The 13,281-nt window shown below is 60.9% G+C and carries 16 protein-coding genes; 4 read left to right on the top strand and 12 right to left on the bottom strand.

The window, feature by feature from the left end; genetic code table 11:
* Positions 1-27 precede the first annotated feature (27 nt).
* From BLV15_RS18070 to BLV15_RS18060, 3 genes are read left to right on the top strand one after another with little or no spacing between them, the layout of a single operon-like run.
* The gene (locus BLV15_RS18070; RefSeq protein WP_090231106.1) at positions 28-1,395 is read left to right on the top strand and encodes an acyclic terpene utilization AtuA family protein; all 1,368 of its coding nucleotides are present in this window, start codon (positions 28-30) and stop codon (positions 1,393-1,395) included.
* Between the two features lie 2 nt (positions 1,396-1,397).
* Positions 1,398-1,703 (top strand): DUF4387 family protein, encoded by a 306-nt coding sequence (locus BLV15_RS18065; protein ID WP_175534396.1) that lies wholly within the window; start codon positions 1,398-1,400, stop codon positions 1,701-1,703.
* A 56-nt stretch (positions 1,704-1,759) separates the two neighbouring features.
* Complete coding sequence (locus BLV15_RS18060) at positions 1,760-3,130, top strand: MmgE/PrpD family protein (RefSeq protein WP_090231104.1); 1,371 nt, start codon at positions 1,760-1,762, stop codon at positions 3,128-3,130.
* A gap of 934 nt (positions 3,131-4,064) precedes the next feature.
* Here the strand turns inward: BLV15_RS18060 and BLV15_RS18055 are convergent.
* From BLV15_RS18055 to BLV15_RS18030, 8 genes are all read right to left on the bottom strand, one after another.
* On the bottom strand, positions 4,065-4,253 hold the full coding sequence (locus BLV15_RS18055) for a hypothetical protein (RefSeq protein ID WP_090231103.1): 189 nt from the start codon (positions 4,251-4,253) through the stop codon (positions 4,065-4,067).
* A 39-nt stretch (positions 4,254-4,292) separates the two neighbouring features.
* Positions 4,293-4,478 (bottom strand): hypothetical protein, encoded by a 186-nt coding sequence (locus BLV15_RS21940; protein WP_139210746.1) that lies wholly within the window; start codon positions 4,476-4,478, stop codon positions 4,293-4,295.
* 38 nt (positions 4,479-4,516) lie between these two features.
* Entirely contained in the window at positions 4,517-4,696 is a 180-nt protein-coding gene (locus tag BLV15_RS18050) for a hypothetical protein (protein WP_139210745.1), read from the bottom strand.
* Positions 4,697-4,739: 43 nt separating this feature from the next.
* Complete coding sequence (locus tag BLV15_RS18045; protein ID WP_139210744.1) at positions 4,740-4,922, bottom strand: hypothetical protein; 183 nt, start codon at positions 4,920-4,922, stop codon at positions 4,740-4,742.
* A gap of 30 nt (positions 4,923-4,952) precedes the next feature.
* Positions 4,953-5,141 carry a hypothetical protein gene (locus BLV15_RS21935; RefSeq protein ID WP_139210743.1) on the bottom strand — a complete coding sequence of 63 codons (189 nt, stop codon included), beginning with the start codon at positions 5,139-5,141 and terminating at the stop codon, positions 4,953-4,955.
* A 41-nt stretch (positions 5,142-5,182) separates the two neighbouring features.
* Entirely contained in the window at positions 5,183-5,389 is a 207-nt protein-coding gene (locus BLV15_RS18040) for a hypothetical protein (protein ID WP_090231100.1), read from the bottom strand.
* 54 nt (positions 5,390-5,443) lie between these two features.
* A complete protein-coding gene (locus BLV15_RS18035; protein WP_090231099.1) occupies positions 5,444-5,635 on the bottom strand; it encodes a hypothetical protein in 192 nt (63 codons plus the stop codon).
* 576 nt (positions 5,636-6,211) lie between these two features.
* The gene (locus BLV15_RS18030; RefSeq protein ID WP_090231098.1) at positions 6,212-6,997 is read right to left on the bottom strand and encodes an exodeoxyribonuclease III; all 786 of its coding nucleotides are present in this window, start codon (positions 6,995-6,997) and stop codon (positions 6,212-6,214) included.
* 138 nt (positions 6,998-7,135) lie between these two features.
* Here BLV15_RS18030 and BLV15_RS18025 point away from each other — a divergent pair, with 138 nt between their 5' ends.
* A complete protein-coding gene (locus BLV15_RS18025) occupies positions 7,136-7,546 on the top strand; it encodes a hypothetical protein (RefSeq protein ID WP_090231097.1) in 411 nt (136 codons plus the stop codon).
* On the opposite strand, the gene BLV15_RS18020 is transcribed toward BLV15_RS18025, so the two are convergent.
* The 4 genes from BLV15_RS18020 to BLV15_RS18005 all read right to left on the bottom strand — a co-directional run bounded on the left by BLV15_RS18020 (position 7,543) and on the right by BLV15_RS18005 (position 12,985).
* The gene (locus BLV15_RS18020) at positions 7,543-9,900 is read right to left on the bottom strand and encodes an ATP-dependent DNA helicase (RefSeq protein WP_245728222.1); all 2,358 of its coding nucleotides are present in this window, start codon (positions 9,898-9,900) and stop codon (positions 7,543-7,545) included. The genes BLV15_RS18025 and BLV15_RS18020 overlap by 4 nt on opposite strands.
* Before the next feature lie 111 nt (positions 9,901-10,011).
* Complete coding sequence (locus BLV15_RS18015; protein ID WP_090231096.1) at positions 10,012-11,823, bottom strand: glycoside hydrolase family 15 protein; 1,812 nt, start codon at positions 11,821-11,823, stop codon at positions 10,012-10,014.
* Positions 11,816-12,616: a glucose 1-dehydrogenase gene (locus BLV15_RS18010; RefSeq protein WP_090231095.1), complete on the bottom strand. Its 801-nt coding sequence runs from the start codon at positions 12,614-12,616 to the stop codon at positions 11,816-11,818. Before BLV15_RS18010 ends, BLV15_RS18015 begins: the two co-directional genes overlap by 8 nt.
* Positions 12,617-12,772: 156 nt before the next feature.
* A complete protein-coding gene (locus BLV15_RS18005) occupies positions 12,773-12,985 on the bottom strand; it encodes a cold-shock protein (protein ID WP_090231094.1) in 213 nt (70 codons plus the stop codon).
* Between the last annotated feature and the right edge of the window lie 296 nt (positions 12,986-13,281).

The raw sequence follows: 13,281 nt of genomic DNA, 5'->3' as shown, positions 1-13,281 counted from the left end.
GCGGCACCTTTCGACAGAGGAACGACCATGAAAAAATCCATCAAGGTGCTCGCCCCGACCGGGGGCATGGGCTCCGGGCTGCGCCAGGACATCTTCCAGCAGGCACTGCTGGAGAAGCCGGACGTGATCGCCATGGACGCCGGCTCCACCGATTCCGGCCCCTATTACCTGGGCACTGGCAAGAGCAAGAGCTCGGCCATCGTGCTCAAGGCCGAATTGCAAACCTACATGCGTGCCCGCGCCGAACTGGGTGTGCCGCTGGTCATCGGCAGCTGTGGCACCTGTGGTTCCGATGCCGGCGTGGACCTGGTGCGCGGTCTGTGCCTGGAGATCGCCGCCGAGCTGCAGCAGACCGTGAAGATCGCCGCTATCTATAGCGAACAGAACACCGCCACCGTGATCCAGGCCCTGGCGGACGGGCGGATACTGCCGTTGAACCCGGTACGACCGATCGACCAGGCGCACATCGAGCGGTGCTCGCGGATCGTCGCGGTAATGGGGGTCGAGCCGTTCATCCATGCGCTCGAACAGGGTGCGGACATCGTCCTCGCCGGGCGCGCCACCGACACCGCGGTGCTGGCCTGCTTCCCCATCCTGCATGGCGCACCGGCGGGCCCCGCCTGGCACGCCGGCAAGACGCTGGAGTGCGGGCCGCAGTGCACCACCACGCCAACCGAGGCGATGGTGATCGCCGAGATCGATGACGATGGATTCACCCTGATCGCGGTGGGCGACCAGGCGCGAGCCACGCCGCATTCGGTCATGGCGCACATGCTCTACGAGAACAGCAATCCCAACGTGCTGGTGGAGCCGGGCGGCGTGCTGAACGTCGAGGCGGCGCGCTACCACGCGATCGACGAGAAGAGGGTGCGGGTCGAAGGTTCGCTGTGGACCACCAGCGAGGACTACACCGTGAAGCTCGAAGGCGCCGCGGTGGTGGGATACCAGTCGGTACTCCTGAGCCTGGTGCGTGGCCCGGCATACATCGCCCGCTTCGACGAGTGGCTGGCGTCGCTGGACCAGGTCATGCGCAAGCGCATCGAGAAGAACCTCGACATCGGCCCGGCGGATTACGACCTGCAATTCCGCGCCATCGGCAAGAACTCGGCGCTCGGCGATCTGGAGAGCCAGGTCGGCCAGCCGGTGGAGATCGGCGTGCTGGCCATCGTGACCACCCCGCAGGCCTCGCGGACGCAGGACATCATCGCCTTGCTCAACCCGTACCTGCTGCATTTCCCGCTGCCCGACGACAAGGAGCTGCCGTCCCACGCGTTTCCGCTGTCGCCCCCGTCCATGGATCGCGGCCCCGCCTACGAATTCATGCTCAACCACGTGATGGTGATCGAGGATCCGTTGGCGCCGTTCCGTTTCGACATCACCACTACAGGAGCTTGAGCATGAGCCATTCCCTGGGTTACGAGATCCGTTCGAAAAACGCCGGGCCTTACTGGCTCACCTTCGACATCTTCTGCGCGAACACCGAGGTTTTCCGTCAGCTGAGCCAGGAGCCACGCCTGGCCGAGCCCGCGATGGCGGAGATGCTGCACGGCGACCCGCAGCAGGTGAGGGTGTTCCGCCTGGAGGCGCTGAACGTGATCAAGGTCAGCCTGCCGCGCCCGGTGGTGCAGGGTTCGCTGCAGGACCGCGACATGCACGGCGCGCAGTGGGCCAACGTCCTTGCCGAGGCGCTCGCCAGGCGGTGAGCGTGATGTCTTGCGCGGGGCTGGCAAGCCAGTCCCTCTCTTTCTGGGAACCCTATATGAACCTGGCAGAACAACTCAGCCACTACGCCTTGACGCTTCGCTACGACGACTTGCCCGCCGCCGTGGTGCACAAGGTCAAACAACGCATGGTCGATAGCCTTGGTTGTGCTCTGGGCAGCTTCGACGAAGCGGTGGTCGCCGACTTGCGCCGCTTCGCCGGCAGCGTGCCCCTCGACTCGTCGAGCGTGCTCGGCACGGCGCAGAAAACCAGCGTCGACGTGGCCGCATTCGTGAATGGCGCCATGGTGCGCTACTACGATTTCAACGACGGCTACATCGCCAAGGAACTGGGCCATCCCAGCGACAACATTCCCACCTGCCTGGCGGTGGCCGAAGCCGAGGGCGCCTCGGGCCGGGAGCTGATCGTCGCCATCGTGCTGGCCTATGAAGTGCAATGCCGCCTGCAGGACGTCGCCAACCTCTATCGCCTCGGTTGGGACCACGTGAACTACGTACTGATCTCCGCCACGCTGGCCGCGGGACGGCTGATGAAACTCAGCCAGGAGCAACTGGCGCACGCCATCAACATCGCGGTGAATGGGCATATCGCCCTGCGCCAGGTACGCGCGGGCGAGCTGTCGGCATGGAAAGGTTGCTCGGCTGCCAACGCCGCCCGCAACGGCGTGTTTTCCGCGCTGCTGGCGCGCCACGGCGTGACCGGTCCATCGCCGATCTTCGAGGGCGAGATGGGCTTCATGAAGCAGATCACCGGCGCCTTCCAGCTCGATGTCCAGCAGTTCGGCAACGCCGAGAATGGCGATTTCCGCATCCTTAATACGTTGACCAAGCTGCTGCCGATGCAAGGCGAAATGCAGACCGCGGTATGGGCGGCGCTGGAACTGCGCAGCCAGCTCGGCGACCTCGGAGTCATACGCGCCGTGCGCATCGACACCACCGAAGTGGGCTACCGGATCCTTGGCAAGGACCCGGAGAAATGGCGGCCCGCCAGCCGTGAAACGGCGGACCACAGCTTGCCCTACGCCGTGGCGAGGGCCTTGCTCGACGGGGAGATAACCGCGTCGTCCTTCGCCCCGAAGAAGCTCGGCGAGCCCAGCGTGCTGGCGTTCATGGACAAGATCAGCGTGTACCCCAATGACGAGCTGACCGCGCTGTTTCCGGCGCAGATCCCCAACCGGGTGACCATCGAGCTGATCTCGGGTGAGACCCTCACCAAACAGGTCAACGCCGCGCGGGGCTCGCTCGCTACGCCGATGGACGATGAAGACTTCGAAAACAAGTTTCGGACGCTTCTCTGTCCTCTCCTGGGCGTGGAGCGGATCGACAAGCTGCTCGAATGCATCTGGCGTCTGGAGGGACAGCAGGGACTCGAAGCGCTTTTCGAGCTGGCCATCATCGAGGCGCATTGACCGCCGGCTGCCTGTGACGAGGGAGCAGGGGCCACTCCTGCCGGCGCCTTGCCCCCGTCCAATTGCCCTGAGCGGAACGCCTCGATTCGCTTCCGCGGTGCGAGCGGCGCGCAGGCGTGCCGCCTCGCCGTAGGCTTACCGCTGTGATAATCAGCTGCTTACGGCCTCTTCATCGGGCTTCACCTTTGCCAGCTGCGGCGTAGGGGGCAGTCTCAACATCACGCTGAGAGCCGTGGCAGTGGCCGATGGCTGCTTCCACGCGCTCCAGCATCTCGCGGGAATCCGCTAGCCACGCCATGAGCGCTATCGGTGAATGGCGGATCCGCCTATTGGCTCGTACTTGATGTACACCGATGCCAGGCAGCGTCTGGTTGAAACACTCATATAAACCGAGCGCCATTGTTTACGTCGCGTGGTAATGCATGGCGATAATGTTCGTGCGCGATACTGGCTAATTAGATGGCGAGTGCTTTCTGGAATCAGAGTCGATGTTCTGGTCGGGCGGAAGAGATTAGCCGAGGAGTGTTAAGCCAGGAAGAATATCCAGGTTTCCATGAATAGATTTCGAGATGCGCAGAGGGGTATTTTACCAACTGCCCAGGCGAATAAATAACCACATCCGGAGCGCAAGTTGTTATTCGGCCAATGTTCCCTGACTGCAGAGAGCGAACCCTGCTGGAGCGACGCAAGTTCTCCCGATCAATAGTCTCGAGTCGACGGGCATGTAATACGAAATCGGGGTCCGTAGGCAGTGGACGCTTCCAGTTTCGCGATATCTTTTCCAAAGACACAAAGGCGATGCTCAGTAGTCGCTTAAACTCTGGGATGACCACTCCAGAAATCTCTTGGATTTCCGATGTCAATTTCAATGAACGATAAATCCAACCCATGCTCTGGGTGGCTTACTCGCTCGCGTATAATCTGCGCATGTAACTCAGGTCTGTGGCGTAGGCCTTGTCGCAATATGGTTTTCGTTCACGCGTGCCCGAACTTGGCTATGGCCGGTCAATAGCGCGGTAAACATTGCCCTGATCTTTCCTGCAAGCGTTAGAGTGAGTTCGTTGATCCGAGCGTCATCGCCATTCATCTCGTCCATCGATTGCATCGAATCCGCAAAGCTCATGGATGTATCTCCCAGTTGCCCATCGAGTGATTTACCAAATTACGACGGCTGGCCTAAGTTCTGCTGTTGGACCGTTGCGTTGCCGAGAACCGGGTTGCGCTCGGGTTTGAACAGCGAAACGAACTTGAGCACGATGGTTTTGAACGAGGGCAGACGAATCTCGTTGATCGCGATTTCGTCGTCGTTCATGGCGTCCAGCGAGTTCATCGAATCTGCAAAGCTCATGGTTATCGTCCTTCCGTAGTTGGGATTGTCGAGGGTGATCAGGACTGCTGAACGTGGCCCAGGTGCTGGCTGGCAGGCTCTACGAGTCGCGGCGCCGGCTTGAGGGAAGCAATCATCCTGGCAAGAAGAACCTTGATCGATGGCAGACGAATTTCGTTGATCACAACGTCGTCGTCGTTCATGGCGTCCAGCGAATTCATCGAATCTGCAAAGCTCATGGCGGTCATCCTTTTCGTGGTTACGGGCAAGTTCGGTCTTGATCTAGAGCTGCCGGAGGCCGTGTTGCTGACGCTGGCTGGCGGACAGGTCGACGGTTTGTTCCGGTTTGAAGAGCGAAACGATTCTGGCAAAAAGAACTTTCACGGACGGCAGTCGAATCGAGTTGATTACAACTTCGTCGTCATTCATGGCGTCCAGGGAGTTCATCGAATCTGCAAAGCTCATGTTGGTCATCCTTGCTGGTTTCAAAGAAAGTCAGGAGTGCTGGCTGATGTTCGGTTGTTGGATGTACTGGGCGCGCGAGGCGTCGACCGTATTGCCCGGCTTGAACAACGAGATAACTTTCAGGGCAAGGCCCTTGATCGACGGCAGGCGGATTTCATTGATTACTACATCGTCGTCGTTCATGGCGTCCAGGGAATTCATCGAGTCTGCAAAGCTCATGGCGTTCGTCCTTTGATTTTCTGTGAGGTTATGGAACTTGATCAGGAGTTCTTGCTCTGATTCGATTCACGCCCGATGTCGGGCTTGCCAATTTTTTGCGTTTGGTTTATTTCGCGCGAAGTAGAGGTCGATACGAGTGTGACGACGCTGCGGAGAATTTTTTTGAAGGAAGTCAGCTGAACATGGTTGATTTTGGCAACGGCCGAGTTCATGGTATCAAGATCGTAAATCGAGGCGGCGAAACTCATGATGGATATCCTTTCAAAAATGGTTTATAAAAATACATACCGTCCCGGACCGATCTAGATCCCGCGACCGAGGTGCTGCTTATGACTTTGAAGTTCAAGGCGAAGACCGCTGCTCAACTTCGTGGCTGGCATGAGCGAGGCAACTTTTGCGATGATTCTGGAAAAGAACGGAATACGAATTTTATTGATTTCGACGCCATCGGAGTTCATGGAGTCGAGGTCGATCATCGAGTCAGCGAAGCTCATGTCAGTCATCCTTAAGTTGGCTTACTTTTAGCCTGCTCAGCCAGGCGGTGTCATTCGGTTGGCGTATTGGTGCCAGGTAGTCGGTTATCTGACTGTGGCGTTCCGCCATCCCGAAAGTATCATCAAATTTGAGCATTTGCTCGAAGAAGATTCGGCCGCCTGTCGTTCCGCTTAAACGCCCGTGGGGCGGTGCCTGCAAACGCTTCGACTGTCTCGCCGCAGAATAGCTCCACGTACTTTTTCTGCGTCTCTCGAAATAGCAAAATCTCCGGAATTTCAAGACTTCGCCGTTTCGCTTAAATCGAAGCGGTATCGGCGAAGATCACTCCTATATCCCGGTTTTTTTAATAATCAGGTTGTGTTTCTGAGTTATGAAATTTTTTCTGCTCAGTCGACAATCGGTATGGCCCGTGGCCACTGCTCGCGCTTTTTTCGCTTCCTGGCGGACTTTTTAACCGCTTAAAAAGAAGGGTTTTTTACTCGAAAAAGTCTTCGCTCGATCCTCGTTTTTATCGAATGAACGTCATTACGGGCCTGTTTGAGGGTGCCCAAGCCACTCCTTTTGGCCGTCTTTTTTCAGTCCATCTCCAGCGAAATCCATGTCGGCGCGTGGTCGCTCGTATGGGGCAGATCCCGAACCCAGCGGTCCACGCCAGCGTCTTTAAGGCGGGGTGCGAGCGTGCGGCTGAGCAGCAAATGATCGATCCGCAGGCCGGAGTTCTTTTGCCAGTGCTGGCGAAAGTAATCCCAGAAGGTGTAAATCCGCTCGTCGGGAAAATGCGCGCGAAGGGCGTCGGTCCAGCCTTGTTCCAGGAGGCGCTGGTAGCAGGCGCGGCTTTCCGGCTGCAGGAGCGCGTCCTTCAGCCAGGAACGCGTGTTATAGATGTCCATGTCGGTGGGGATGACGTTGTAGTCGCCCGCCAGTACGACGGGGTGATCGCTCTCCAGCAGGCCGGCGGCGTGTTCGATGAAGTGTTCGAACCAGGCCAGTTTGTAGTCGAATTTCGGGCCTGGTTGCGGGTTTCCGTTCGGCAGATACAGGCTGGCGACGATCACCCCATGGGCCGCGGCTTCGAGATAGCGGCTCTGGCCGTCGCTTTCGTTTCCCGGCAAACCACGGCGGATTTCCAGCGGATCCATTCCTTTGGCGAGAATCGCCACGCCATTCCATGAGCTCTGCCCCTGCCAGATCGCACCATAGCCAGCGGCCCTTATGTCATCGATGGGGAAGCCTTTGTCCGGCGCTTTCAGTTCCTGCAGGCAGGCGATATCCGGTGCTTCCCGCTCCAGCCATTTCAGCAGGATGGGCAGGCGCGAGCGGATGCCATTGATGTTGAACGTGGCGACTTTCAAGTTGGACATGACGGTTCCTTTCTACCTGTGGAGACGATCCGCACCTGATCGGTAGAAGGAGCGCGATGCGGGAAGTTCTCCGGTTGGGGAACGACCAGGCGCATCGAGGGCTCGACATGTTCATCTTTCCCATGCAGCGAGGCTGGCATGAAACGGATCATCACGATGATGACGCTGGCTACCCTGGCGGGTTGCGGCGACGACACCGCACCCGTAACCCGTACGGCGGCGCCCGAGCGGGCGGCGGTCGTGCCGACCACGCAGGTGCCAGCCACCGACAGCTGGATTGGTCGGTGGCTGGGCCCCGAGGGACTCTTCCTCGACATTCGTGCGTATGCCGAGGGCGGGGAAGGGCACTACGTGCTGACCATCAAGAGCGATCTGGACGGCCAGGCCGAATTCGTCGGGCAGGCCGATGGCGAGACGATCCGCTTCGTGCGTGGTGGGGCGCAGCAGACCATTCGGCCTGGAAAGGGCGTGGAGACCGGATTCAAGTGGCTCGCCGACAAGTCGAACTGCCTGATTATCCGCAGCGGCCAGGAGGGTTACTGCCGCTAGCCGGGCACCGGGTCGAGCCGGTGCTCGATCGCAGTACAGTCCGCGATCGAGGCGTACGCGACGCTCCACCAGGCAGGTAGCAACGCGCGTACCTGGCGCTGGGCGAAGCGGTCGTCGATCAGATACACCACGCCGCGATCATCCTGGCCGCGGATGACCCGCCCCGCCGCCTGCACCACTTTCTGCAGGCCGGGGTAGAGGTAGGTGTAGTCGTAACCGGCGCCGAACAGCTGCTGCATGCGCAGCTTGATCTGTTCGTTGACCGGGTTCAGCTGTGGCAGGCCCAGCGTGGCGATGAACGCGCCGATCAGGCGCTCGCCCGGCAGATCGATGCCCTCGCCGAACGCGCCCCCGAGCACGGCGAAGCCAATACCCCGGCCTTGCGGCGTGAAGCGGGCGAGAAACTCGCCCCGGGCCGGCTCATCCATGCGCCGCGACTGTTGCCACAGCGGAATGTGCGGGAATCGCTCGGCCAGGAGCTGCGCCACCTGCTGCAGGTAGTCGAAGCTGCTGAAGAAAGCCAGGTAATTGCCTGCGCGGTTGGCGAACTGCTGCCCGATCAGCTCGACGATCGGGCGCAGAGACGACTGTCGATGCTGATAGCGGGTCGACAGGTCGTCCACCACCGTCACCTGGAGTTGTCGATGGTCGAACGGCGACTCCACATCTATCCAGCGGCAGGTATCGGGCAAGCCCAGCAGTTCTCGATAGTAGTGCTGCGGACTGAGTGTCGCGGAGAACAGCACGGTCGAGCGGCTGGCCTCGAAGCGCGGCTGTAGGAAGGGCGCCGGCACCAGGTTGCGCAGGCTCAGCAGCGAAGCGCTGCGGCCCCGGCCGATGTCGCGTTTGTGCACGTCGAACAACGAGTGGGCGCCGAACAGCTCGGCGATGCGCAGGAACTGCAGGCTGTCGAAGTAGAAGGCCTGCAGTGCAGGGTCGATGGACGACGGGGCTTCGCTGAAATGGTCCATCAGCGCCGAGCCCGCCTGCTGCAAGGCCTGCAGCAATTTCGTCGGGAGTGCGTCATGGCGCTGGTAGGGCCCGACTTGCTCGGAATGCAGGGCGTTCCATTGGCGATGCACACGGTCCAGCGGTCGCTTCAGTGCCGCGGGTGCCTCGCGACGTATCGAGGCCAGCTGCGACTGGTCGAGCGTGGCGCTGTACATCTGTCGAGCGCGCTCCACCAGGTTGTGCGCTTCGTCGACCAGCACGGCGATACGCCATTCGTTGGATTGGGTCAGCCCGTGCAGCAGGCCGCCAAGGTCGAAGTAGTAGTTGTAATCGCCGATCACCAGATCGACCCAGCGCGCCAGTTCCTGGCTCAGGTAATAGGGGCAGATGCGATGCTCCAGTGCCACGCACCGCAGCGCCTGCTGGTCCAGCCAGGCTACGTTCAACGCTGCTTCGCGCGCTGCCGGCAGGCGATCGTAGAAGCCCTGGGCGAGCGGGCAGGATGCACCGTTGCAGGCTTTGTCCGGGTGCTCGCAGGCTTTGTCGCGGGCCACCAGTTCGAGCACGCGCAGGGGCGGATGCTGCGTCTCGCCGCGCAGGGTTTGCAGGCTGTGCAAGGCCAACTGACGGCCTGGAGACTTCGCCGCGAGGAAGAACACCTTGTCCAGCCTCTGGCCAGGCATCGCCTTGAGCTGCGGAAACAGCGTGCCGAGGGTTTTGCCGATGCCCGTTGGTGCTTGGGCGAGCAGGTGGGTGCCAGTGCAGGCGGCTTTGTAGACGGCTTCGGCCAATGGGCGCTGTCCGCGACGAAAGACTTCGTGGGGAAAGCGCAGCGCGCCGAGCGCCAGGTCGCGCCGTTTGCGATGCGCGACCTCCTGTTCCGCCCAGGCGATGAAACGCTGGCACTGCAATTCGAAGAACGCGCGCAGTGCGGACGCTGCGTGCCGCTCGCCGATCAGGGTCTCACGCTGGCTGGCGATATCGAAGTACACCAGGGTCAGTTCGATTTCCTGCAAGTCCAGCTGCCGGCACAACAACCAGCCGTAGACCTTCAACTGCGCCCAGTGCAGGGCGCGATGATTGGCCGGCTGCAGGGCCAGGTCGCCGCGATAGGTTTTCACTTCTTCCAAACGATTCGCCTGCGGGTCGTAGCCGTCGGCGCGACCGCATACCCGAAGGTGCCGGTAGTCCCCGTTCAAGGTCAGTTCGGTCTGGTAGCCCGCGCCACGTCTCGCCGCCACCGCCATATGTCCCGCCATGCCTTCGCTCGCGGTTGGCGAGGGCGTGAAGCGCAGGTCGAGATCTCCGGATTTGGCGGTGAACTCGCACAGCGCCCGCACGGCTACGACGTAGCGTTGCTCATCGTCGGGCGACAGGGAGGAAGGAATGACTGCGGTGGGCACGGGGAGCGGATTCGATTGGAACTGGTTATCCGTACAGATACCAGCGGCGCCGGCATTCGGCAAACGGAATGCGATCGATGGAAGGTCCGCCGGAGTGGCGGACCTCTCCCATCAGGGCTGCCAGAGCGTCGCGCGTTTATCCAGCTTGCGATCGAGGAAGGTCGCGGCGCTTATCAAGGCCAGATGGGTCAGCGCCTGGGGCATGTTGCCGAGATGGTGGGCGCGCCCGTCGAACTCTTCAGCGTAGAGACCCAACTGATTGGCGTAACTCAGCAGCTTCTCGAACTCCAGGTGCGCCTCCGCCACGCGGCCCGCGCGGGCCAGGCATTCGACGTACCAGAAGGAGCAGGCGGCGAACGCGCCTTCCTCGCCCTCGAGGGTGTCCGACGGCGTTTCGCTGGGCAGATAACGCTTCACCATCCCGTCCCTGACCAGCGATGCGCCGATGGCATCCAGCGTTGCCAGCCAGCGGGGATCGGTCGCGCTGACGAAGCGTACCAGCGGCATCATCAGCATCGCGCCATCCAGCGCGGTGCTACCCAGTCGCTGAACGAAATGGCCGCGTTCCTCGTTCCAGAAATTGCTCCAGATGTCTTCGTGGATCGCCCGGCGGGTTTCATCCCATTGGCGAAACGGCGCGGGAAGCGAGCGTTTGCTGGCAAGTCGAATGGCGCGATCCACCGCGACCCAGCACATCACCCGGGAGTGCAGGAAATGCTGCGCCTCGCCGCGCATCTCCCATATCCCCACGTCGGGCTGTTGCCAGCGTTCGCAGACGTGATCGACGAGGCGAGTGATGTGCTGCCACTCATCGTGCGGTACGGCCTCGCCGTACTTGTTCGCCAGGTAAATGGCATCGAGAAGTTCGCCATAGATATCCAACTGAACCTGACCGTAGGCATCGTTGCCGATCAGAACCGGGGTGGCGCCGCCGTGGCCGGCGAAGTGGGGCAGGGATTCCTCGGTGAGTTCCCGTTCCCCGTCCGCCCGATAGACGATGCGCAACTCGCCACGCTTGCATTCGCTGACGCGTTTGCCGACCCAGCGCATGAAGTCGTTGGCTTCGTCCACGTAGCCCAGGCGCATGAACGCGTACACCGTGAAGGACGCGTCGCGGACCCAGGTATAGCGGTAATCCCAGTTGCGGGAGCCGCCCGGCGCTTCAGGAAGCCCGAAGGTGGCGGCGGCGAGTATCGCGCCATGTTTGCGCGACGTGAGCAGCTTGAGCGCGAGAGCGGAGCGCTCGACGGCTTCGCGCCAACGGCCGCGGTAGTTGGATCGGTGAACCCAGTCGCGCCAGAAGGAGAGGGTCTCCTGCTGGCAGTGCTGGGCGTCGTCAGCATTCATCCGACGGTCGCTGGCGTCGCTCAGCAGTAACTGGACGCTCTCACCTTCGGCGAGGACGAACTCGGCCAACGCGGCGCCGTCCTCGATCGTCAGCGAGCAGGTGGCGGCGAGGCGAAGCGTCGGTTGCCCTTCGGCGCGGAAGCACACGTCTGCGCCGTCGGCCTCCGCGCGGGTTTCGGCGCGTCCATAGTCGTGTCGCACGGCACAACGCATCGTGAATCTGATCTCGCCGCGCACCGCGTTGACCTGCCGGATTAGCCGCGGCGACCCCTGATGGTTGCCTACGGGCATGAAGTCGGTCACCTCGGCGATGGCCGTTTCACCTAGCCAGCGGGTCTGCAGAATGTTGCTGTCGGGCAGGTAGATTTGCTGATGACGCGGGGAGGGAATGTCCGGAGCGATCTCGAAGGCTCCGGCCTTCGGACTGTCCAGCAGGGAAGCGAAGATGGTGGGGCTGTCGAAGTTCGGCCAGCAGAGGAAGTCGATACAGCCATCGTCGGCGATCAGCGCGGCGGTCTGCATGTCGCCAATGATGCCGTGAGCCTCGATAGGGCGTTGCATGTGGGCTTCATCCATTATCACGAAACTCCGGGTAGAGGCTCATGCCTCCATCGATGAACAGGCTGGCCCCGACCACGTAGTCGGAGGCGTCGGAGGCGAGCCAGACGATCGCGTTGGCCACGTCCTCAACGGCTCCGATCCGGCCGTAAGGAATCAGCTCGAGGAGCTTGTCCGCCGCATCGCCCTGGGTAGCCTCTTCGTTTATCGCCGTCCTGATGGCGCCAGGCGCCACGCTATTGATACGAATGCGCTGGTGGGAGACCTCCTGCGCAAGGCTTCGCATGAGCAGGTCGACACCCCCTTTGGACGCGGCGTAATTGACATGTCCCGCCCATGGGATGCGCTCGTGTACCGAGCTCATATGGATGATCTTGCCGGCCGCGCGGGATATGGAGGAATCGATGCCCTGCGCCACGAACTGGCGGATGGCCGCCCGGGCGCAGAGGAACTGACCGGTGAGGTTGACCTGGATGACGGCGTTCCAGTCCTCCAGCGTCATGTCCAGAATTGCGGCGTCGCGCTGCATGCCGGAGTTCGCCACCAGGATGTCCAGCCTGCCGAACTCGTTCAGGGTCTGCCTGAACATCTGCTCGACGTCCGACTCGCTGGAGACATCGGCTTTCACGGCTATCGCCCTGTCGCCGGCCGCCCGGATCTCCGCGACCAGCTGCTGGGCGGGTTCGGCATGTGAGTTGTAGTTGACTACGACTGCGGCGCCGGCGTCGGCCAGCGCTTTGGCGGCCGCTTTGCCGATTCCGGAGCTGGCTCCGGTAACCAGGGCGACCTGGCCTTCCAAACTGATTTCCATCATCTGCTCCCGGGTTAGTCACCCTAGAGCTGACTGCCCCCGACATGCAGAGTTCGTCTGCAGGGGCCTGGCTACGGGCTTTCTGGTAACCGGATGCGTTTCTTCAGGCATAAAAAAAGCCCCGCGAGCGGGGCTTTTTTCAGTAGAGCTGCAGACTTAGTCTACGCGCACTTCTTCGGCTTGCATGCCTTTCTGGCCCTTAGCGGGAACGAAGGAGACCTGCTGGCCTTCTTTCAGGCTTTTGAATCCATCACTCTGAATGGCTTTGAAGTGTACGAACAGATCGGCAGAGCCATCAGTCGGGGTGATGAAGCCGAAGCCTTTTTCATCGTTGAACCACTTAACGGTACCAGTTTGGCGATTAGCCATTGTGCAACTCCAGAAAAATTTAAGGCCTATGGTGCAGTCTCGCCCACGGCTCTCATGCAGAGTATCCCAACCGAGGGCGTACCGGTAGCTTTTATTCTGTTCACGACACATATAGTTGTGGAAGCGGCTCCCAGGGCTGCCGGCGGTACCTAGCTCGCTCTTCCATATAAATGTAGGCAAATCTGTCAGCTGAAAACTCTTTCGAAAAAGCGGTTGACGTGAGTTTTGGGCTGTCTATAATGCGCACCACTTCCGGCGCAGTCCTCAAGTAAAACCTCTTGTAAATCAATGGGTTG

Origin of the sequence: Pseudomonas kuykendallii (assembly GCF_900106975.1) — a bacterium.
Taxonomy (GTDB): Bacteria; Pseudomonadota; Gammaproteobacteria; order Pseudomonadales; family Pseudomonadaceae; genus Pseudomonas_O; species Pseudomonas_O kuykendallii.
The sequence above is the reverse complement of the archived record's forward strand: the minus strand, read 5'-3'. Positions and strand labels throughout refer to the sequence as shown.